This window comes from Rhodococcus erythropolis R138 (genome assembly GCF_000696675.2).
Lineage (GTDB): Bacteria > Actinomycetota > Actinomycetes > Mycobacteriales > Mycobacteriaceae > Rhodococcus_F > Rhodococcus_F erythropolis.
In genome coordinates, this window is the sequence record NZ_CP007255.1 from 135124 (window position 1) to 155467 (window position 20344).

Sequence of the window (20344 nt, forward strand, 5' to 3'; positions counted from 1 at the left end):
TTTTTGGTAGTCCCCACTACCAGGAAGGCGCACAGGGGCGGAGCCCCTCTCGCAACTTCACTTCCTCTTTCGACGTCAGCCAGGACTCCTCGGCCACGCGAATGTCTGCGGCAACCCGCTTGTGCAGAGACTTTCCGCGCGAGGAGAGAAACACGCGCACCTTCCGGCGATCGTCCTCACCGACCTCGCGATAGATCAGCGCAAGCGAGACCAACTTGTCCGCAACTCGCGTCAGCGTCGGAGCCGGTGTTCCCGTTCGATCACGCAGCTCAGCCATCGTCAGCCCCTCGGTCGACGCCAGGGCTTCGAGCGTCATCCAGTGATCGAGAGTGAGATTCTCAGCCGCCAGCGTCTTCTCCGCCGCTGCCGCGGCCATTCGAGCCGCTCGGACCAGCGCGGTCGTCAGCGAAGCATCAAGAAATCCGGAGTCACTTTTTCCCACTGATCGCTCCCCCGCTGTTGCGTACTTCACACTTCTCGGGCAATACTTTCAAATGAAATGATACTAACCCAGGCCAGGCCGCTGGCTTCCGATTCCGGCGGCGACGCATGAGCGCTACCGGCGCGCTCGAACGCGCGCGCAGCGCCGTGTGGCGCCTGGGCATGGTGCTTCCCCTCCAAGGGCCGGCCGGACTGTTCGGTCCGTCGTGTGAGGCGATCAGCGAATTGGCCGCCCGCGACCTCAACAACTCCGGCGGCGTACTGGGACGCGAAGTCCAGATCGAAGTGATCGACGGCGGCGCCTCGCCGGGCGTCGTTGCAGCCCGCGTGCAACAGCTACTCGACGCAGGTGACATCGACGCCGTCAGCGGTTGGCACATCTCCTCGGTCCGCCACGCACTCGCACCGGTGGTCGCAGGCCGTATTCCGTACTCGTACACCTCGCTCTACGAGGGCGGCGAGGTCAGACCAGGAATCTACTGTTCAGGCGAAACACCACGACAGCAGATCGCGCCGGCACTGAAGTGGCTGCGCGACAACGTCGGAGCGCGCAAGTGGTTCGTCGTCGGCGACGACTACATCTGGCCTCACAGCTCGCTCGGGGCCGTGAGGCAATTCGCCACCGAACTCGACCTCACCCTGGTCGGCGGTTCGTTTGTCGATCTGGGGCGCGGCAACATGAAGCAGTTGGTCGAGACCGTCTCGAACTCCGGTTGCGACGGCGTGATCATGCTCCTCGTCGGACAGGACGCCGTCGACTTCAACCGAGCCTTCGCCCGCCGAGGCCTCGACGAGTCGATGATCCGGTTCAGCCCGTTGATGGAAGAAAACATGCTGCTCGCAAGCGGCCCCCGCGCAACCCGGAACCTGTTTGCCTCGGCAGCGTACTTCCGCTCGATGGTCGACGGTAACTCCATGGACCTGCTTGGGCGCTACATCGCACTGCACGGCGCGCACGCCCCGGCGCTGAACAACGCTGCCGAGTCGTGTTACGAAGGGATACATACCCTTTCGGCCCTGGTTCGACGCGCCGACAGCACCCACCCGCACGCCCTGGACGCCGTCGTCGAAGGCGCCGCGTACGACGGGCCTCGCGGAACCGTCGAGTTTCGCGATCGCGTTGCACGACAGAAGATTCAGCTGGCCGTCGCGGACGGACTCGACTTCTCGATCATCGCCACCCTCTGAAACCTTCCCCTGAGATCCACCTCTTGACTTCTGTGGCGCGCATCACTTAGTTTCATTTGGAATCATTTCATTTGAAAGTAACCCGTCCCGAAAGTAACCGGAGGTGCCCGATGGGCAGTGTTGGTTTGCTTTACGTGGGAGCCGTCCTCTTCGTCAACGGACTGATGCTGCTCGGCACAGTTCCCGTTCGATCCGCCTCGGTCCTCAATCTCTTCGTCGGCGCACTTCAATGCGTCGTCCCCACCGTTTTGTTGATTCAGGCACAGGGAGATTCGAGCGCCGTCCTGGCGGCCTCAGGCCTCTACCTGTTCGGATTCACCTACCTCTACGTGGGAATCAGCAATCTCGCCGGCTTCGAACCGGAAGGAATCGGGTGGTTCTCACTGTTCGTCGCGTGCGCCGCGCTCGTGTACTCCTTCCTCTCGTTCACGGTGAGCAACGACCCCGTCTTCGGGGTCATCTGGCTCGCATGGGCAGCACTGTGGACGCTGTTCTTCCTGGTACTCGGCCTCGGCCGTGAGAACCTCAGCCGCTTCACCGGCTGGGCAGCAGTCCTGCTGAGCCAGCCCACCTGCACAGTTCCCGCCTTTCTGATCCTGACCGACAACTTCCACACCACACCCGCGGTAGCCGCCGGCTGGGCCGGAGCGCTTCTGGTTCTCCTCGGTCTGGCCAAGATCCTCGCCGCACCCAAAGCCGCAGTACCCCAGACTCATCCAGTCTTCAACTGATCCACACAACCAAGGAGTGAAAGACAATGCGACACGGTGACATCTCCTCGAGCAACGACACGGTCGGCGTAGCAGTAGTCAACTACAAGATGCCCCGCCTGCACGATCGCGCCGGAGTTCTCGAGAACGCGCGCAAGATCGCCGACATGATGATCGGCATGAAGACCGGACTCCCCGGAATGGATCTGGTGGTATTCCCCGAATACTCCACGCAGGGAATCATGTACAACGAAGAGGAGATGTATGCGACAGCGGCAACCATCCCCGGTGACGAGACCGCAGTCTTTTCCGCCGCTTGCCGCGAGGCCGATACCTGGGGAATCTTCTCCATCACCGGTGAACAGCACGAAGACCACCCGAACAAGCCGCCGTACAACACGTTGATTCTCATCGACAACAAGGGCGAAATCGTTCAGAAGTACCGAAAGATCCTGCCCTGGTGCCCCATCGAAGGTTGGTACCCCGGCGACACCACGTACGTATCCGAGGGTCCCAAGGGCCTGAAGATCTCGCTCATCATCTGCGACGACGGCAACTACCCGGAGATCTGGCGTGACTGCGCGATGAAGGGTGCAGAACTCATCGTCCGCTGCCAGGGCTACATGTACCCCGCCAAGGACCAGCAGGTGATGATGTCCAAGGCAATGGCCTGGGCCAACAATTGTTATGTGGCAGTTGCCAATGCGGCCGGATTCGACGGCGTCTACTCCTACTTCGGACACTCCGCGATCATCGGATTCGACGGTCGGACGTTGGGTGAAACCGGTGAGGAGGAATACGGAATCCAGTACGCACAGCTGTCCGTTTCCGCCATTCGCGACGCACGCGAGAACGATCAGTCCCAGAACCACATCTTCAAGCTCCTTCACCGCGGATACTCCGGCGTGCACGCTGCAGGTGACGGGGACAAGGGTGTCGCGGACTGCCCGTTCGAGTTCTACAAGCTGTGGGTCACCGATGCCCAGAAGGCTCAGGAACGCGTCGAGGCCATCACCCGAGACACAGTGGGCGTAGCGGACTGCCGCGTCGGAAACCTGCCGGTCGAGAAGACAATCGAAGTTTAAGGATCTCGCTGTGCCGTATATCACCGACATGCTCCATGACCGGAACAGTTCAGCACCACCACCAGCCGAGGAACGATCCGAACCCGTACCGGTCGGGGCCTTCGACGCTCGCAATCTCTCGAAAGCCCTCAGTTCCAAGATCGTCGGACAACAGGCCGCCGTCGACGCAGTGGTTCGGGCGATTTCGATCGCGCATGTCGGTGCCACGGATCCGACGCGTCCGCTCGCCAACATCCTTCTGGTCGGCCCCACCGGCGTCGGCAAGACGGAGTTGGTGCGGCGCGTGGCCGCGGAACTCCGGTCCGGGCCCGACGATCTGTGCCGCATCGACATGAATGCTCTTGCGCAAGAGCATTATGCGGCGTCGTTCTCCGGGGCACCGCCTGGGTATGCCGGCAGCAAGGAGTCCTTCACACTGTTCGACAAGAACACCGTCGAGGGCGATCCGTACACCCCCGGAATCGTCCTGTTCGACGAAGTGGAGAAGGCCGACCCCACCGTTCTACGTGCGCTCCTGCAGGTCCTCGACAACGGCGAACTCCGGTTGGCGAACGGTCAGCAGAAGATCTCGTTCCGCAACAGCTATGTGTTCCTGACCTCGAATCTCGGTTCTGCTGCGGTGGCGGAACGTCGACGGTCCCGGGTGCGGCAGCTCGCCGATCGCGTCCGGATCGATCGACCACACCATGGTCACCACTTGGTGCAGCGCGCTCTCGAGAAGTTCTTCGACCCCGAGTTCTTCAACCGCATCGACGAAACCGTGATCCTCGACGAGTTCGACGAACAGACCGCGGAACAAGTGACCCGGCTCGAGATCGAACTGATCACGACTCGGTTGGCCAGGAGAGGCGTCGACGTCGACGTGGACGACAGCGCCGTCGCTCTGTTGCAACGGCGCGGATTCGATCCGGTGTACGGAGCACGTGGCCTGCGCCGGACCATCCGAAACGTCTTGGCCGACCCGGTGGCCGCCGCCGTTCTCGACCTACGACCAGTCGGGACGCAGCCACTCGCCTTGCAGGCGCGGGCAGTTGGTGATCAGATACAGGTAAAGAAAGTCCCATGAGTGCTCGCTCACGTTGCGGATCGAATCCGCAACGTGGGCGACACATTTCAAACATGTCCGCGTAACGCCACCTCCCTAGGTTGGGTGCCTGCACCACAAAGTGCACATGCACAGGCACCCAGGGGAAGTGACGTCATGACAGCAGTGAACGAGCAGGTGTCCGCCGGCGCACCGGACAGGGCAGATATCGGTGAGAACGCCGCACTGAAGGAGACTCTGGAGGACTACACCCTCCGATTTGCGCCACGCAGCTACCGCAAATGGGGAACCGGCGTCGTCGCGACCTCCGCGCTCGGCGGAATCGCGTATCTCGCAGACTTCTCGATCGGCGCCAACATCGGCATCTCGTACGGCACCGGTAACGCATTGCTGGGCATCGCTGTGTTTGCCGTCGTCATCATGGCCACCGGCTTCCCACTCGCCTACTACGCCGCGCGATACAACATCGACCTCGATTTGATCACGCGCGGAAGCGGTTTCGGCTACTACGGCTCGGTGGTCACCAACGTCATCTTCGCGACGTTCACCTTCATCTTCTTCGCGCTCGAAGGTTCCATCATGGCCCAGGGTTTGAAACTGGGGCTCGGGATCCCACTCTCGATCGGATACGCGGTCTCGACCCTGATGGTCATTCCACTGGTCATCTACGGAATGAAGGCTCTGGCAAAGCTCCAAGTGTGGACGACGCCTCTGTGGCTCGTCATGATGGTGCTGCCGTTCCTGTATCTGCTGTTCAAGCACCCAGATTCGGTGAGCGCGTTCTTCGCCTTCGGCGGTGAGGACGGCGCAAACGGCAAGGGCGTCAACTTCGGATCGGTGATGCTGGCCGCGGGTGTCTGCCTGTCGCTGATCGCACAGATCGCCGAGCAGATCGACTACCTACGCTTCATGCCGCCCAAGACGCCGGAGAACACCCGTCGTTGGTGGGCTGCAGTAATTCTCGCGGGGCCCGGCTGGGTCATCTTCGGCGCGTTCAAGCAGATCGTCGGACTGTTCCTCGCCGTGTACATCATCGCGAACGTCGTCGACGGATCTTCGATCGCCAACCAGCCCGTGCACCAGTTTCTCGAGATCTACCAGGACATGATGCCGCACTGGCTGGCCATGACCCTTGCCGTGATCCTCGTGGTCATCAGCCAGATCAAGATCAACGTCACCAACGCGTACTCCGGCTCACTGGCGTGGACCAACTCGTACACCCGCGTCACCAAGACCTACCCGGGACGCATGATCTTCGTTCTGGTCAACCTGGCGATCGCACTGATCTTGATGGAAGCCAACATGTTCGACTTCCTCAACACGATCCTGGGCTTCTACGCCAACTGCGGTATCGCCTGGGTCGTGGTCGTCGCCTCGGACATCGCGATCAACAAGTACTGGTTGAAGCTCTCCCCGAAGGTCCCCGAGTTCCGACGCGGAATGCTCTACGACGTCAACCCTGTCGGCTTCGTGTCGATGCTGCTGGCCGCGGGCATTTCGATCCTGGTGTTCTTCGGCGCATTCGGTTCGGCGATCAAGCCGTTCTCCCCGATCGTCGCGATCGTCATCGCACTGGTGATGCCGCCGGTCCTCGCCGTCGCCACCAAGGGCAAGTACTACCTGCGGCGCACCGACGACGGCATCGATCTGCCGATGTTCGACGAGTACGGGAACCCCTCGGGTGAAACGCTTCTGTGCTGCGTCAGCGGCATCGAGTTCGAGCGACCCGACATGCTCGCGTCGAACGTTCCCGGCCCGAACGGCGAGAAGCAGTACATCAGTTCCTTGGCCTTGAGCACCGACAAGACCGGTGAGCACGTCCTGCCTGCTCAGCTTCCCTGACAACTGCTGTGCGCCTTTATTAACCGCCGGGGGTTAATAAAGGCGCACAGCAGGGTTATGCCCCTACATCGTCTAGCGACTCACCCTTTGTCTCGCGCATGAACAGCAGCGCAACAAAAGTCAGCGTCGCCGCCACGAGGAGGTAGATGCCGACCCAGCCGACGCCGTAGTTCTTCGCGAGGTAGACGGCGATGAACGGCGCCACCGCAGCGCCCAGAATGCTGGCGGTGTTGTACGCGATTCCCGAGCCCGTGTAGCGGACGTTGGTCGGGAAGAGTTCCGGGAGAACGGCACTCATCGGTCCGAAGGTCAGGCCCATGAGCAGCATGCCCACGATGAGGAACGCCAACATACGACCGTCGTTCATTCCGTCCGGTTCGAGGAACACGCCGAAGGTCAAGCCGAACACCATGATCAGGCCGGTGATGATCAGCAGTGTGATACGACGCCCGTAGCGGTCGGCAAGCCAACCCGAGACCGGCACGGCGGCAGCGAAGAACACGACTGCGATGAGCTGCAGGACAAGGAAATCGGTGTACTTGAAGCCGGCGCCGGTTCCGCCGTCGGCCGCCGTCTTGCCGGTTCCGTGGCTGAGCACCCAGGTGGTCATGATGTAGAAGAGCGTGTACGTCGCGAGCATCACGAACGTACCGATGATCAGCTGACGCCAACTGGTCTTGAATACCTCGGCGACCGGGGTCTTGACCTTCTCGCCGCGCTCGACTGCGCGCGCGAACACCGGGGTCTCTTCGAGCTTGAGCCTGACGTACAGGCCGATCATCACCATGATTGCGCTGAGCAGGAACGGAATTCGCCACCCCCAGCTCAGGAAGGCGCCTTCGAGGTCCGGGCTGGAATTGTCGTGGTTCATGAACAACGTGATGATCAGGAACAGTCCGTTGGCCATGAAGAAGCCGATGGGTGCACCGAGCTGCGGCCACATCGCCGCCCAGGCCCGCTTGCCTTCCTTGGCCGTCTCGGTCGCGAGCAGAGCCGCGCCCGACCATTCGCCGCCGAGTCCGAGGCCCTGACAGAAACGCATGAGCGCCAACAACGCCGGGGCCAGCAGACCGATCTGGTGATAAGTGGGCAGCAGTCCGATGAGGAAGGTCGCGATACCCATCGTCAGCAGCGAGCCGACCAGAGTTGCCTTGCGTCCGACGCGGTCACCGAAATGCCCGAAGAGAATCGAGCCGAGGGGACGGGCGACAAACGCGAGTCCGAACGTCGCCAACGACGCGAGAAGCGCGGTGGTGTCGTTGCCCTTCGGGAAGAACAGGTGCGGGAACACCGATACTGCCGCTGTTGCATAGATGTAGAAGTCGTAGAACTCGATGGACGTACCCACCATGCTGGCAACCACGATTCGGCTGCGCGGCACTCCGGCGACGGTATCTGCGTCGCCGCCCTCCGGCTTGGGTGGGTTCTCACTGACTGACGTGCTCAAAACATGCTCCTGCGCCGTTATACGAAAATTGTCCAATTGGTGGGATGGTGTCCCAATCAGTAGGAATTGAACACCCGCGGGGTTTTCCGGCGCAAATTCGGTTCGCTAATTCGGCTCAGCGAGCAATCCGCGATAAAATCCCGTAAAGGTGAGCCGGGAAGTCTGGTCGGCACGTGCATTCGATGCTTTACAACGTCGATCACGTTCATGTCTGTTGCATCCGAACTCGGGTGCACGAACAAAGGTCGTCCCCACGCGTGATCTCCACTTTGCGTTCCGAACTGTCCCGCTATCTCCGCACCGAAACGGTGGGCGGATCGATACTGCTCATCGCCGCTGCCGTCGCTCTGATCTGGGTGAACTCACCTTTCGGTGAGAGCTACATCGCACTGCGCGACTTCCAGATCGGCCCGTCTGCACTCCATCTAGACCTCAGCCTTGGCACCTGGGCGCAAGACGGACTGCTTGCCGTCTTCTTCTTCGTCGCCGGCCTCGAACTCAAACGCGAACTGGTGGTCGGCGAGCTCGCGGACCGCAAAGCCGCGATGCTCCCGATCATCGCGGCGTGCGGCGGCGTCCTGGTCCCCGCGATCATCGCGGCGTCCATCGGCTTCGGCACTCCAGGTATGGACAAGGGCTGGGCCATTCCCGTCGCGACGGACATCGCTTTTGCCCTCGGCGTGCTCGCTCTCACCGGATCGAAGATCCCCGCAAGCGCCCGAGTCTTCCTGCTCAGCCTGGCCGTCGTCGACGATCTGCTCGCCATCATCCTCATCGCCGTACTGTTCACCGGCTCCCTCGCGATGTTGTGGCTGCTGACCGCGGCCGCAGCCCTCGCTGTCTACGCCTACGCCCAGCACAAGCGCATCACGACGCCGTTCCTCTACGTCCCGCTGGCACTACTGACCTGGTACGCGATGCACGAAGCGGGGATACACGCCACACTCGCGGGCGTCGCGCTCGGCCTACTCACCCGTGTCAGGCGCGATCCGGACGAGGAGTACGCGCCGGGCAGCCGCCTCGAGCACCGCATTCAGCCGTACTCCGCAGGCTTCTGCGTCCCCGTCTTCGCACTGTTCGCCTCCGGTGTTCCGATCAACGCCGCGGTACTCGGCGACATTTTCACCGACCCCGTCGGGCAATCGGTTGTCGTCGGCCTTCTGGTCGGAAAGACCGTCGGAATCTTCGGAATTTCCCTGCTCGCGATCAAATTGGGCATAGCCACCAAGCCCAAGACACTGGAATTGAGAGACATGTTTGCCCTCTCAGTTCTCGGTGGCATCGGGTTCACCGTTAGCCTGCTTGTAGCAGACCTCGCATTGGACGGGGTCGGCGATGGCAGCGAGGCCGAGATAGCGAAGGCCGCAGTTCTCGTGACATCGTTGGTGGCATCGCTGATCGGATCAGCGCTGCTGTGGCGACGTGGACGAGTTCATGCGGCTCGAGACGACGCTTCCACCGCCATTGCCACGGACGCGAGAGAACTACCTGGAGAGGTCGACAAGTGAGCTTGACCAACGGAGAGAGCCAGCGCTTCACCGGAGATGGAGTACCGAACACGGTCTCGTCCATCCCTCTCACCGATGTGGACGCCCGCACGCCGGGTGAGGCCACCATCGGGGCCCTCGTCAAGGACGCGACCGCACAGGTCTCCACCCTCGTGCGCGCCGAGGTTGAACTTGCCAAGGCCGAGGTCACGGGCGAGGTCAAGAAGGGTCTGCAGGGCAGTGTCTTCTTCATCCTGGCCTTCACGGTTCTGCTGTTCAGCTCGTTCTTCTTCTTTTTCTTCCTGGCCGAGATGCTCGATACCTGGGTGCCGCGCTGGCTGGCGTTCCTCATCGTCTTCCTGATCATGGTGGTGACCACCGCGATTCTGGCGCTGCTCGGTTATCTGCGTGTGCGCAAGCTGAGGGCTCCGGAGAAGACGATCGAATCGCTCAAGCAGGCCAAGAACGTCCTTCCCGGCAGCCATGACGACGCAAAGCCGTCTGTCGATTTCAACGCGCGCCGGTAGCGAGTCTGATCGAAAGTGGCAGCCCCAGATCCATCCACCGTCAGGTTCGACGGCCCCTGGATTCACCGGGACATTCACGCCAACGGCATCCGGTTTCACGTCGTCGAGGTAGGCGACGCGGAGCCGGATGCTCCGTTGGTGGTCCTGTTGCACGGATTCGCCGATTTCTGGTGGTCCTGGCGCCATCAGTTGACGGCACTGTCGGAGCAGGGATTCCGCGTCGTCGCCATGGATCTTCGTGGGTACGGCGATTCCGACAAGCCCCCTCGCGGCTACGACGGTTGGACGCTCGCCGGTGACGTAGCCGGTCTCATTCGTGCGATGGGTTACGGCAAGGCCACGCTGATCGGTCATGCCGACGGCGGGTTGGTGTGCTGGGCGACCGCGCTCCTGCATCCACGCCTGGTGCGGTCGATCGCGTTGATCTCGTCGCCACACCCGATGGCACTCAAGAAAGCAGTCGTGCGCGACCCATATCAGCGCCGCGCGCTTTTGCCCTCTTTCCTGGCCTATCAGGTACCGCTACGCCCGGAACGTCGGTTGACGGCCGACAACGGCGCCGAGGTGGAGCGTCTGGTTCGCTCGCGGTCCGGCCCCACCTGGCCGCAGCAACCCGAGTTCGCGGACGTGATGACCAAGATGCGGGCCGCGATCCGGATCCCGGGCGTCGCGCATTCCACGCTGGAGTACCAGCGCTGGGCCTTCCGCAGCCAGCTCCGGCCCGAGGGTCGTCGCTTCATGCGTTTGATGGATCAGGTTCTTCGCATTCCGATCGTCCAGATTCACGGCGAACTCGACCCGTACGTGCTCACCCGTACCGTGCGGCGCGACAAGCATTGGGCTCCCGGCGAGAAACTACGCACCATTGCCGGAGTTGGTCACTACGCGCACCAGGAAGCCCCCGAGCGCGTCAACCGCGAACTCGAGGACTTCCTCCTTACAGAGAAGTGACCGCTACAGAATGCAGGCGCCTGTCGGCACCGGCGTCGACGCCGAGGCAGCCGCGTTCAACTGGCGCGATACTTCCTGGGCGGTGAGGACGAATCCGGTGTCGCTGTCGTCGACGGCAGCACCGAACACGACGCCGAGGACGCGCCCCTGATCGTCGACCATCGGCCCACCAGAGTTGCCCTGCCTGATGGATCCGCGAACCGTGTAGACCTCACGCTGAGTGGTTCCGGCCTTGTAGATGTCCGGTCCGTTCAGGTTCAGGACCTCACGAACGCGGGCTGCGCTGGCCGTGTACGGACCGCCGCCTGGGTAACCGAGCACCAACGCGTTGTCGCCGGTCTGAGCCTGCTCCGGAGCAAACGGCAGCACCGGTGCGTCCAGTCCGGGAACCGCCAGAATCGCGATGTCGACGGCGGAGTCGAAGAGAACCACCTGCGCGGGCAGCGCGCCCTCCATGGTGTCCACCGTGATGCTCTCGGTTCCGGCAACCACGTGTGCGTTGGTCATGACGCGTTCGGGAGCGACGATGAATCCGGATCCCTCGAGCGCGCGCTGGCAACTCGGTGCGACGCCGTTGATGCGTAGAACACTCGGACGCAACTGCGCCGCCAACGGACTGGCCAGAACGCTCGCGTCGGGTGCTTCGACCTCGGTGATGGGCGTACGCCCGAACGGGCCGATGACGTCCGGCAGGCCGGAGGTGTCGAGCAACGCCGAAAACTCCGTCGGGATGCGGCGCAGCCACTGCGGTGCCAGTTCGTCCACACTGGCCAGAACGTCCGAACCACGAACAGCGGCGGCAATATTCGGCTGCGACGAAGAAGTGAGCGGAATCGCGAGCAACCACGCCGCGACCACGACGGCCACCGCCTGTAGACCCGCACCGATGACGCTGTCGACGGATCGTGCCGTCGGACTGTGCATTCCGCTGCGCGCCGCGCGTCCGAGCACCATGCCGGCGACTTCGCCGATGATGACCAACACCACGATCAGCGAGATGCCCGCGAGGATGCGCAGCTTGCCTTCGGTGACGTGCACGAGCAGGTGTGGCGCCAACAGAATTCCGGCGACGGCACCGAGGATCACGCCGACAAACGCCAACGCCGACGCCACCGCACCCTGACGCCATCCGGACGTGGCCGCGATGAGGGCGACCAGAACGATGGCGATGTCCACCCAACGAGAACCTGTCATCGCGGCACCGCCGAATCCTCGACACCTTCACCGAACTCGGACAGCGCTGTGTCCAGGTCTCTCACGTCCTCGTAGTTCCACGGAATCTCCCAGCCCGACACCGTGAACAGCGCCGCGAGGATTCCTGCTGTGAACCCCCAGACCAGCATGCCGTCGGCGCGGAACGCCGGGCCCTGGTATCCGAGGGGATGGCGAACCTGAAACCGGTTGTCGGGGTCGAGCAACGTGCGCAGCGGCACCCTGGCCACCCGTCCGACCTCGCCCTCGTCCTGAATCCCCACCGTCGTCGGCTGCTCCCAGTAGCCGAGCACCGGCGTCACGTCGAAACCCGACGGCGGGATGAAGATCTCCGGCAGCACGGTGAGCGGCTGAACTCCGCTCGGATCGAGCCCGGTCTCCTCCTGCGCTTCACGCAGCGCGGTGCCGATGGGGCCGTCGTCGCCCGGATCGGCGGCGCCGCCCGGGAATGCGACCTGTCCGCTGTGCTGACGCATCGTCGACGCCCGTTGGGTCAGCAACACGTCTGCGCCCTCCGGCAAGCCGCCGACGGCGAGAGGGTCTGCCTCACGCGGTCCGCCGAAGAGCACGAGCACCGCGGCCGGACGCGTCACGGTCCCGCGCGGCGCGCGACGCTCGAGGACGGGGTTGATCCGGTGTGGATCGGTGGGCTCGGTGCTGGCGACAGCTCGCAACCACTCGGGAACCGGTGTGCTCATACGACGACTCCCAGATATTGCGCCGCAGCGGCGGCGATTTCGTCCGCACTGCGGAAAGGTTGAGGCAAGACCTTGGCGACTGTTCCATCCGCGCGCACGAGCACCGACACCGGCAGCACCGGCGGTGCGCCCACTGCGATCCGTACCTTGCCGTCACCGTCCTGGACGCCGGGCAAACGCACCGAGTAGTCGATGAGTCGCGTCAAAGCGTTCTCCTGATTCGGATCCGAATGCACCGTCAGAACGTTGATGCTGCCCTCGGCGCGCTCCGCGAATTCCTGAAGGTACGGAAGCTCTTCGGCGCATGGCGCGCACCAGTACGCCCACAAGTTGAGCAGAGTCGGTTTTCCGCCGACCGCTGCGGCAAGGTCGACGGGCCGACCGTCTGACACGCAGTCGAGGGTGATTCCGGCCAGCGCCGAGCCGGCCGGAGCTTCGCCCGTCGGAGTCGGACAGGGAGCCAGTGAGGCCTGGCTACGGAGTTGATCGAGCGATTCCGACGACGGAGTGAACGTCGGCGGCTGATACGCGGACGACGACGGACCCGTGGACGTGGGCGTCGTGTCGTCTCCCCCGCGCGGCCAGATCGCCACGACGAGAGCCGCGACGACCACGAGCGCAGCGAGAGACCATCTTCCAGCACTTGTCATCGGCGATCACAACCCTGCCAGGGCGAGCAGATGGTCGGTCTCGGGGCCTTTCACCAGGGCCGCGGCCTCGGTTTTGTCGGTCGGGCCGAGTCCGTACGACGGGCAGTCCTTGGCGAGAACGCACACCCCGCACGCGGGCTTGCGCGCGTGGCAGACCCGTCGGCCGTGAAAGATCACGCGGTGCGAGAGCAGTGTCCATTCCTTACGTTCGATCAGTGCCCCGACGGCGTGTTCCACCTTGACGGCATCTTCTTCCTCGGTCCACTTCCACCGACGCACGAGCCGACCGAAGTGGGTGTCGACGGTGATTCCCGGAATGTCGAAGGCATTGCCCAGCACGACGTTCGCGGTCTTGCGTCCGATGCCTGGAAGTTTCACCAGATCTTCGAGCTTGTTCGGGACCTGACCGTCGTGGCGTTCGAGTAGCGCCTGACCGAGTCCGATCAACGACGTCGTCTTGTTCCGGTAGAAGCCGGTGGAGCGGATGTACTCCTCGAGTTCGGTCCGATCGGCTTCCGCGTATGCCTTCGCGTCGGGATAGCGGGCGAAGAGCGCCGGCGTGACCATGTTGACGCGGACGTCGGTGCATTGCGCCGACAGGATTGTCGCCACTGCCAGTTCCAACGGAGTCGTGAAGTCGAGTTCGCAATACACGTGCGGGAAAGCCACAGCGAGCTCGCGATTCATCCGACGCGCCCGGCGTACCAATCCGAGGTGTGATTCTTCCTTCCGCGCACCCCCCGAACGCGGTTTCTTCCGCTGCTCTGAACTGCCTGTCGGGGTGGTCTGCACTCAGACAACTGTACGGATACGACATGAGTGGAGACTCCGTCGTGTCGATTCTGAGACCTTCGACGTGTTTACTTCCCCCTATGCAAGGACTCGCAGTAATTCTCTTTCCGCTACTGCTGATGCTCTTTGCCCTGGCGATGGAACGAGTCGAAGGGCGATTGCGTCGGCTCTCGGTTCAAGAGCACGAAGTAGAAGACTTCCTCGATCAGGCAAGTCACGACGACGTCGCCCGCCTGGCAAGCGATGGGTTTCCCCATGCGTTCGCTCGCTTCCACCGGAAGCGGAAGGGCCGTCAGTCGGAGGCTCCCGAGAGCGCCAGCCTGGGCGAAATCCGGACACAACGGGCAAGTTGACGGCCATACAAAGTAGTCACCGCAGCGGATTCCGGAAGAATTTTCGGCTCTTACGTGGCATCAATCACTCGTCGCGAGCTATCGGGACGTAGACTTCGATGCCGTACCTGTTGCATTGAACACAGATTGCATTGGACACAGTGTCTCACTCATGAGGGCTGAGCCTGTGTACGACGGTTTGTGCGCAGCGCGGGTACAAAGATAGTTAGCGCAAAAATGACACCACAAACGAACAAATCCCAACAAGGAGCGCACGTGGACGACGTCCTGGCAAGAGCCGGCATCTTCCAAGGAGTCGAGCCCTCAGCGGTAGCGGCGCTGACAAAGCAGCTGCAGCCCGTCGACTTCCCCCGTGGACATGTCATCTTCAACGAAGGTGAACCCGGTGACCGCCTGTACATCATCGTGTCCGGCAAGGTGAAGATCGGTCGACGCTCACCCGACGGTCGCGAGAACCTACTGACGATCATGGGCCCGTCCGACATGTTCGGCGAACTGTCCATCTTCGACCCCGGCCCCCGCACCTCGACGGCTACGACCGTCACCGAGGTTCGCGCCGTGAGCATGGACCGCGACGCTCTCAAGGCATGGATCCAGCAGCGCCCCGAGATCGCCGAGCAGCTGCTGCGCGTTCTCGCCCGCCGACTGCGTCGTACCAACAACACCCTGGCCGACCTGATCTTCACGGACGTTCCCGGCCGTGTGGCCAAGGCGCTCCTGCAGCTCGCGCAGCGCTTCGGCACTCAGGAAGGTGGCGCCCTGCGCGTCACTCACGACCTCACGCAGGAAGAGATCGCCCAGCTCGTCGGCGCTTCCCGCGAGACCGTCAACAAGGCGCTCGCCGATTTCGCACACCGCGGATGGCTGCGCCTCGAAGGCAAGAGCGTTCTGATCTCGGATTCCGAGCGTCTGGCTCGTCGCGCCCGCTAGTTTCTTCCTTCTCGACACTTTCGGCCGCTCCCACTTCGGTGGGGGCGGCCGAAGTCATTCCCTGGACTCTTGTTGTACCTATCGGTAAAGTGTGTACCGATAGGTACACATCCGATCGAGAGGCCACGCAATGACCGTCCGAGCACCGATTCCGCCCTTCACCCACGAAACCGCCGTCCAGAAGGTCCGCCTCGCCGAGGACGGATGGAACTCACGCGATCCGCACAAGGTGTCGCTGGCCTACACGCCGGACAGTTGGTGGCGCAATCGGTCGACGTTCGTCACCGGCCGATCCGAAATCGTCGAACTTCTGACCGAGAAGTGGACCCGCGAGCTGGACTACCGGTTGATCAAAGAGTTGTGGGCACACGGCGACGACCGCATCGCCGTGCGATTCGCGTACGAGTGGCACGATCACGACGGGCAGTGGTTCCGCTCCTACGGCAACGAGAACTGGGAATTCGACGCGGACGGCCTCATGCACCACCGTCATGCCAGCATCAACGACGTCCCCATCGCGGAGTCCGAGCGAAAGTTCTTCTGGGATTCGACCGGACCACGCCCGCACGATCATCCGGGCCTGAGCGAGTTGGGTCTGTGATGAAAGGATGAATCCATGGCCAGACAGGTAGCTGAACGCTCGGACACGATCCCCGCCCTCGCGAACGTGTTTCGAACCTACGGGTTCGACGGAGCAAGCCTGGCCGTCATCACCGAACACACCGGTTTGGGCAAAGGCAGTCTCTACAACTTCTTTCCGCGAGGAAAGGAAGAGATGGCCGAGGCCGTACTCGACGAGGTCGACGGATGGTTTCGCACCGAAGTCTTCGAACCGCTTCGAGCAGAGTCGGTTCCACCGCGGCAGCGTATCCAGAGCATGTTCGCTACCGTCGCCGACTACTTTCGGTCAGGGCAACGCATTTGCCTGTTCGGCGCATTTGCACTCGGTGAAGAGCGAAACCGCTTCGGCGCCAAGGTGCGAACCTACTTCGACGAATGGACAGCAGCTCTCGAGGCGGCACTCGTCGGCGCCGAAGATTCCACCGGACTCGCCGAAGAAGCCGTGGCCGGAATCCAAGGCGCAATAGTGATGTCCCGAGCCCTGGACGACGGTGCCGTATACAGCCGAGTGACGACGCGACTCGAAGATCAACTGGTACAGGCACTCACGCCGTAACGCATACCGCACGACCACAAAGGCATTTGTGCCGCGGCATGCACCTGGCATGCTCGAAAAGGTATGCACAAGAGGAAAGGAACCCATGCCCTCGTCCGAGACGGTGATCGCATCCACAGCTTCGGGGAAGATCCGCGGCCTAAAGCGTGACGGTTCCTACTACTTCGGTGCGATCCCCTACGCCCGCGCACCGCGCTTCGAGAAGCCGCGGCCGGCGGGACCGTTCTCCGACATTTTCGACGCCACAGCGCTTGGAACGGTCTTCCCCCAACCACCTTCACGGCTCGAGCGCATCATGGGGCCACCGCTCCCAGAACCGGAGCAGAGCGAGGACAGCTTCACCGTCACCGTCACAACCCCGTCGCTGACCGGTCATCGCCCGGTGATGGTCTGGCTTCACGGTGGCGGTTACTCCAGTGGCGGCGGCTCCCTCCCCTGGTACGACGGCCACGCTTTGTCAGCCGAGGGCGACGTCGTCGTGGTGTCGGTCAACTACCGCGTCGGCGTGCTCGGATACCTCCTCCTCGACGGCGTCAGCGAAGGCAATCTCGGGGTCCACGATCAGATCGCAGCGCTCGAGTGGGTGCGCGAGAACGTCGAGGCATTCGGCGGCGACCCAGACTCGGTCACCGTGTTCGGGCAGTCGGCCGGCGCTCATTCGATTGTGAATCTGTTGAGCAGTAACAACTCTCGAACTCTTTTCCATCGAGCAATTCTGCAGAGCACCCCACGGCCGGACCTCAATTTCACGCAGGCTGCCGCGATCGAGAACGGTGAAGCATTTGCCCGACTGCTCGACGGAGATCCTCGGACCGCGCCACTCTCCCGCATTCTCGACGCATTCCGCAGCACCGCAATCGAGTTCAGCCGGCGGTCCCCCAATGTCGTGCAACCGCCCTTCGCACCGATTTCCGAACTGGATCCGGTGATCCGAACTTTCGAAACAGCGCCGGACGTCATCGTGGGATACACCCGCGACGAGGGATCCGCTTTCGTGCGCGACGTAGCGGGAGTACCCGATCCCGAACGCGTCGCCGAAAAGGCACTGACACAGAACATGTTTGCCGAACCGGCGATGGAGCTGGCCGACGCCTTCACAGCGGCCGGCGCGTCGGTGTACACGTATCGCTTCGACTGGGCACCGACGGACGACGTCTTCGGAGCCACTCACTGCATCGAACTGCCCTTCGTGTTGGGGACCGACCAGTCCTGGAAGAGCTCACCGATGCTGGGCAGCAGCGACTGGCAGAGCATCGACGCACTGGGCCGTCGGATACGCCGGCACTGGACGTCGTTTGCGCACACGGGAAGTCCGGACAGCAGCGAAACCTGGGAGAAGTACACCTCGGCCCAACCGATCGGAATCACCTTCTTCTGAGCAACTTCGGGCGCCTACCCACTCGCGGCAATCCCGTCTAGGATTGCTCCATGGACATGCCCAAGCTCCTCGACGGGCGACTCAAACTCCGCCATCTCCTGCTCGTCGACGCATTGAGCCGTCAGGGCAGCGTGGTCGGCGCCGCTGCCGCACTTCACATCACACAACCCGTCGCGACCCGCAGTCTGCACGACATCGAGTCCATTCTCGGTGTCTCGCTCTTCGACCGCGGCCCACGCGGAATCACCCCGACCATTTTCGGCGAGGCCTTCACAACTCATGCGCGGGCCGTGATCGCGCAGCTGACCGAAGCCGGGCGGCACGTCGTCGAACTTGCCGACGCCAATCGCGGAACCGTCATCGTGGGAACACATCTCGCCGGATCCAACGTGCTGCTTCCCGGCGCTATCGCGCGCCTGAAGGTTCACCACCCGCTGCTCACCGTCATCGTGCGCGAAGGCACGCCCGAACAGTTGCTCACCGATCTGGAAGCGGGCCGAATCGATCTGATCGTCGGCCGGCTCACCTCACCTACCGATGACACCGCGATAAGACGGAACCTCTACGCGGAGTCCGTCGAACTCGTCACCCGCGTGGATCACCCGCTCGCTCACCGCGAGGACGTCCAACTCGAAGAACTACGCGGCTTCCCCTGGATCCTTCCCGGGGTCGAGACAGTGCTCCGCCGCGAGCTCGAGGAGTTCTTCGCCCGCAACAGCCTGCCGTTGCCCGAAAACCGCGTCGAGGCAACCTCTTTCCTCACCGTGCGCCAGCTGCTGGTCGAGACCGACATGATCGCGGTCCTACCGAGCCTCATCCCCCGCGACGACGCGCGCTTGACCACCCTGTCCATCACACTCGATCCGATCGGGCACAGCGTCGGCATCACTTCCTCGGCGACTCGCACGTCGAGCCCGTCCGCACAGGCCCTGATCGCGACGCTGGAGTCCTTTGCAGCTGAGCTCATGCGACCGTGAAACGCCGATCGGCCCGTTCCCCGCGAGGGGGAACGGGCCGATGTCGGATCAATCCAGTACTCAGGCGTTTTCGGAGACGCGAATCTCCTCGTGTTCCAAGCCCCGCGACGAATCGGGGACAATCTTGAACAGTGCGATGGCGCCGACCAGGCTGATTGTGCATATCGAGGCGAGGTACCAGGTGACGCCTACCGAAGACCCGGTGGCGTCCAGCAGTGCGGTGGCGATCATCGGCGCCAGTCCACCGCCGAGAATCGCACCACTCTGAAGGATCAGAGACGAACCGGAGTAGCGGACCTTGGCCGGGAAGGTATCGGCGATGATGCTGCCCTGAACGCAGTGGGTGACCGGCACGATCAGACCCATACCCAGGAACGCGACGACAGCGACCACTTTGTTCTCGGTGTTCAGTAGCGGGAAGAACACGATGCACCACAACAGGATTGCGGCTGATCCGCCGATGAACATGTGTCGACGCCCGTACTTGTCAGCGATCTTGGTCCAGAACGGGATGGAAAGGAACCACAGGACTGCGGCCGCGGTCACGCTGAGCACCAGGAATTGCTTGTCGTAGCCCAGATGTTGAGTTCCGTACGACAGGGTGAACACCATGAAGGCGTACGCCACGGCGGAGTTCGCCAAGCACGCGGCAAGCGTGAGAGACAAACGGGGGAAGCCGACCTTGAGCGACTCACGCAGCGGGAAGCGGACTATTTCGCCCTTCTCCATGATCCCGGCGAATGACGGCGACTCGGTGACGCGCAGGCGAATCACCAGACCGATCGCCACCAGAACGAAGCTGAGCAGGAACGGGATTCGCCAACCCCACGAAGCGAATGCCGAGTCCGACATCACGGCGTTGGTCGTCAGGAAGATGCCGTTGGCGAGAACCAGTCCGGCGGGTGTGCCCATCTGCGGGAAACCTGCATAACGATTCTTCTGCCCTGCCGGCGCGTGCTCCATCGACATGAGTGTCGCACCGGCGCCTTCACCGCCCAGACCGATGCCCTGAACGACGCGCATGGCCACCAGGAGGACGGGCGCCCAGAATCCGATGGAATCGTAGTTCGGGATGAGGCCGATGAGTGTGGACCCGACGCCCATCATCACCAGGGAGACCACGAGTGTGGCCTTGCGCCCGATCCGGTCACCGAAGTGCCCGAACACGAGCCCACCTACCGGCCGTGCGATGAATCCGACGGCGAAGGTGCTGAAGGCAGCCAGCGTGCCGGCCGTGGGGCTCAGGCTCGGAAAGAATTGTTTGTTGAAGATCAGCGCGGCGGCTGTGCCGTAGAGGAAGAAGTCGTACCATTCGAGAGTTGTGCCGGCCAGAGTTGCCATGGCAACTCGGCTACGGGCAGCTTTCTCCGGCAACGGCTTTCCGTCACTCGTTGTGCTGTTGGATATCTTGTCTGACATCGCGGAACCTATCGATTGGATGGGGCAGGCGGACG

At 62.7% G+C, this 20344-nt stretch carries 21 protein-coding genes; 14 read left to right on the top strand and 7 right to left on the bottom strand.

What is annotated here, in order from left to right; all coding sequences use genetic code 11:
• Positions 1–16 precede the first annotated feature (16 nt).
• A complete protein-coding gene (locus tag H351_RS00585; RefSeq protein WP_037120096.1) occupies positions 17–442 on the bottom strand; it encodes a MarR family transcriptional regulator in 426 nt (141 codons plus the stop codon).
• A 107-nt stretch (positions 443–549) separates the two neighbouring features.
• Here H351_RS00585 and H351_RS00590 point away from each other — a divergent pair, with 107 nt between their 5' ends.
• The 5 genes from H351_RS00590 to H351_RS00610 all read left to right on the top strand — a co-directional run bounded on the left by H351_RS00590 (position 550) and on the right by H351_RS00610 (position 6311).
• Positions 550–1629, top strand: a complete 1080-nt coding sequence (locus H351_RS00590; protein WP_029254338.1) for a substrate-binding domain-containing protein — start codon at positions 550–552, stop codon at positions 1627–1629.
• Positions 1630–1739: 110 nt separating this feature from the next.
• Positions 1740–2360, top strand: coding sequence for an AmiS/UreI family transporter (locus tag H351_RS00595; protein ID WP_019746631.1), 621 nt, complete (start codon positions 1740–1742; stop codon positions 2358–2360).
• 26 nt (positions 2361–2386) lie between these two features.
• A complete protein-coding gene (locus H351_RS00600) occupies positions 2387–3424 on the top strand; it encodes an aliphatic amidase (RefSeq protein WP_029254337.1) in 1038 nt (345 codons plus the stop codon).
• A 10-nt stretch (positions 3425–3434) separates the two neighbouring features.
• The gene (locus tag H351_RS00605) at positions 3435–4490 is read left to right on the top strand and encodes an AAA family ATPase (protein ID WP_029254336.1); all 1056 of its coding nucleotides are present in this window, start codon (positions 3435–3437) and stop codon (positions 4488–4490) included.
• A 135-nt stretch (positions 4491–4625) separates the two neighbouring features.
• Positions 4626–6311, top strand: coding sequence for a purine-cytosine permease family protein (locus H351_RS00610; protein WP_021342683.1), 1686 nt, complete (start codon positions 4626–4628; stop codon positions 6309–6311).
• Between the two features lie 55 nt (positions 6312–6366).
• Here H351_RS00610 and H351_RS00615 read toward each other — a convergent pair whose 3' ends face one another.
• On the bottom strand, positions 6367–7758 hold the full coding sequence (locus H351_RS00615) for an MFS transporter (RefSeq protein WP_029254335.1): 1392 nt from the start codon (positions 7756–7758) through the stop codon (positions 6367–6369).
• Positions 7759–7931: 173 nt separating this feature from the next.
• Here H351_RS00615 and nhaA point away from each other — a divergent pair, with 173 nt between their 5' ends.
• The 3 genes from nhaA to H351_RS00630 are packed head-to-tail and all read left to right on the top strand — an operon-like array spanning position 7932 to position 10723.
• Positions 7932–9266 (top strand): Na+/H+ antiporter NhaA, encoded by a 1335-nt coding sequence (nhaA, locus tag H351_RS00620; protein ID WP_019746626.1) that lies wholly within the window; start codon positions 7932–7934, stop codon positions 9264–9266.
• Positions 9263–9772, top strand: coding sequence for a phage holin family protein (locus tag H351_RS00625; RefSeq protein ID WP_019746625.1), 510 nt, complete (start codon positions 9263–9265; stop codon positions 9770–9772). Before nhaA ends, H351_RS00625 begins: the two co-directional genes overlap by 4 nt.
• Before the next feature lie 15 nt (positions 9773–9787).
• Positions 9788–10723, top strand: a complete 936-nt coding sequence (locus H351_RS00630; protein WP_019746624.1) for an alpha/beta fold hydrolase — start codon at positions 9788–9790, stop codon at positions 10721–10723.
• A 3-nt stretch (positions 10724–10726) separates the two neighbouring features.
• On the opposite strand, the gene H351_RS00635 is transcribed toward H351_RS00630, so the two are convergent.
• From H351_RS00635 to nth, 4 genes are read right to left on the bottom strand one after another with little or no spacing between them, the layout of a single operon-like run.
• Positions 10727–11917: a MarP family serine protease gene (locus tag H351_RS00635; RefSeq protein ID WP_019746623.1), complete on the bottom strand. Its 1191-nt coding sequence runs from the start codon at positions 11915–11917 to the stop codon at positions 10727–10729.
• Complete coding sequence (locus H351_RS00640) at positions 11914–12633, bottom strand: NUDIX hydrolase (protein ID WP_019746622.1); 720 nt, start codon at positions 12631–12633, stop codon at positions 11914–11916. Before H351_RS00640 ends, H351_RS00635 begins: the two co-directional genes overlap by 4 nt.
• Positions 12630–13283 (bottom strand): TlpA family protein disulfide reductase, encoded by a 654-nt coding sequence (locus H351_RS00645; RefSeq protein WP_020905971.1) that lies wholly within the window; start codon positions 13281–13283, stop codon positions 12630–12632. Before H351_RS00645 ends, H351_RS00640 begins: the two co-directional genes overlap by 4 nt.
• A 6-nt stretch (positions 13284–13289) precedes the next feature.
• Entirely contained in the window at positions 13290–14075 is a 786-nt protein-coding gene (nth, locus tag H351_RS00650; protein ID WP_003943471.1) for an endonuclease III, read from the bottom strand.
• An 80-nt stretch (positions 14076–14155) separates the two neighbouring features.
• On the opposite strand from nth, the gene H351_RS00655 reads away from it, so the two are divergent.
• From H351_RS00655 to H351_RS00680, 6 genes are all read left to right on the top strand, one after another.
• On the top strand, positions 14156–14428 hold the full coding sequence (locus H351_RS00655; protein WP_019746620.1) for a hypothetical protein: 273 nt from the start codon (positions 14156–14158) through the stop codon (positions 14426–14428).
• Positions 14429–14683: 255 nt separating this feature from the next.
• Positions 14684–15358 (top strand): Crp/Fnr family transcriptional regulator, encoded by a 675-nt coding sequence (locus H351_RS00660; RefSeq protein WP_003943506.1) that lies wholly within the window; start codon positions 14684–14686, stop codon positions 15356–15358.
• A gap of 130 nt (positions 15359–15488) precedes the next feature.
• On the top strand, positions 15489–15959 hold the full coding sequence (locus H351_RS00665) for a nuclear transport factor 2 family protein (protein ID WP_019746619.1): 471 nt from the start codon (positions 15489–15491) through the stop codon (positions 15957–15959).
• A gap of 15 nt (positions 15960–15974) precedes the next feature.
• On the top strand, positions 15975–16535 hold the full coding sequence (locus H351_RS00670) for a TetR/AcrR family transcriptional regulator (protein ID WP_029254334.1): 561 nt from the start codon (positions 15975–15977) through the stop codon (positions 16533–16535).
• An 85-nt stretch (positions 16536–16620) separates the two neighbouring features.
• Entirely contained in the window at positions 16621–17913 is a 1293-nt protein-coding gene (locus tag H351_RS00675; RefSeq protein WP_029254333.1) for a carboxylesterase family protein, read from the top strand.
• A 50-nt stretch (positions 17914–17963) separates the two neighbouring features.
• Complete coding sequence (locus tag H351_RS00680; protein WP_019746616.1) at positions 17964–18890, top strand: LysR substrate-binding domain-containing protein; 927 nt, start codon at positions 17964–17966, stop codon at positions 18888–18890.
• 60 nt (positions 18891–18950) lie between these two features.
• Here H351_RS00680 and H351_RS00685 read toward each other — a convergent pair whose 3' ends face one another.
• Positions 18951–20309, bottom strand: coding sequence for an MFS transporter (locus H351_RS00685; protein WP_029254332.1), 1359 nt, complete (start codon positions 20307–20309; stop codon positions 18951–18953).
• Between the last annotated feature and the right edge of the window lie 35 nt (positions 20310–20344).

Excerpts from the sequence above, each read along its gene's own strand:
- H351_RS00655 (WP_019746620.1), top strand. The coding sequence starts at position 14,156 with ATGCAAGGACTCGCAGTAATTCTCTTTCCGCTACTGCTGATGCTCTTT.
- H351_RS00590 (WP_029254338.1), top strand. The coding sequence starts at position 550 with ATGAGCGCTACCGGCGCGCTCGAACGCGCGCGCAGCGCCGTGTGGCGC.
- H351_RS00600 (WP_029254337.1), top strand. The coding sequence starts at position 2,387 with ATGCGACACGGTGACATCTCCTCGAGCAACGACACGGTCGGCGTAGCA.
- H351_RS00595 (WP_019746631.1), top strand. The coding sequence starts at position 1,740 with ATGGGCAGTGTTGGTTTGCTTTACGTGGGAGCCGTCCTCTTCGTCAAC.
- H351_RS00640 (WP_019746622.1), bottom strand. The coding sequence starts at position 12,633 with ATGAGCACACCGGTTCCCGAGTGGTTGCGAGCTGTCGCCAGCACCGAG.
- H351_RS00670 (WP_029254334.1), top strand. The coding sequence starts at position 15,975 with ATGGCCAGACAGGTAGCTGAACGCTCGGACACGATCCCCGCCCTCGCG.
- H351_RS00635 (WP_019746623.1), bottom strand. The coding sequence starts at position 11,917 with ATGACAGGTTCTCGTTGGGTGGACATCGCCATCGTTCTGGTCGCCCTC.
- H351_RS00665 (WP_019746619.1), top strand. The coding sequence starts at position 15,489 with ATGACCGTCCGAGCACCGATTCCGCCCTTCACCCACGAAACCGCCGTC.
- H351_RS00675 (WP_029254333.1), top strand. The coding sequence starts at position 16,621 with ATGCCCTCGTCCGAGACGGTGATCGCATCCACAGCTTCGGGGAAGATC.
- H351_RS00685 (WP_029254332.1), bottom strand. The coding sequence starts at position 20,309 with ATGTCAGACAAGATATCCAACAGCACAACGAGTGACGGAAAGCCGTTG.
- H351_RS00680 (WP_019746616.1), top strand. The coding sequence starts at position 17,964 with ATGGACATGCCCAAGCTCCTCGACGGGCGACTCAAACTCCGCCATCTC.
- H351_RS00610 (WP_021342683.1), top strand. The coding sequence starts at position 4,626 with ATGACAGCAGTGAACGAGCAGGTGTCCGCCGGCGCACCGGACAGGGCA.
- H351_RS00645 (WP_020905971.1), bottom strand. The coding sequence starts at position 13,283 with ATGACAAGTGCTGGAAGATGGTCTCTCGCTGCGCTCGTGGTCGTCGCG.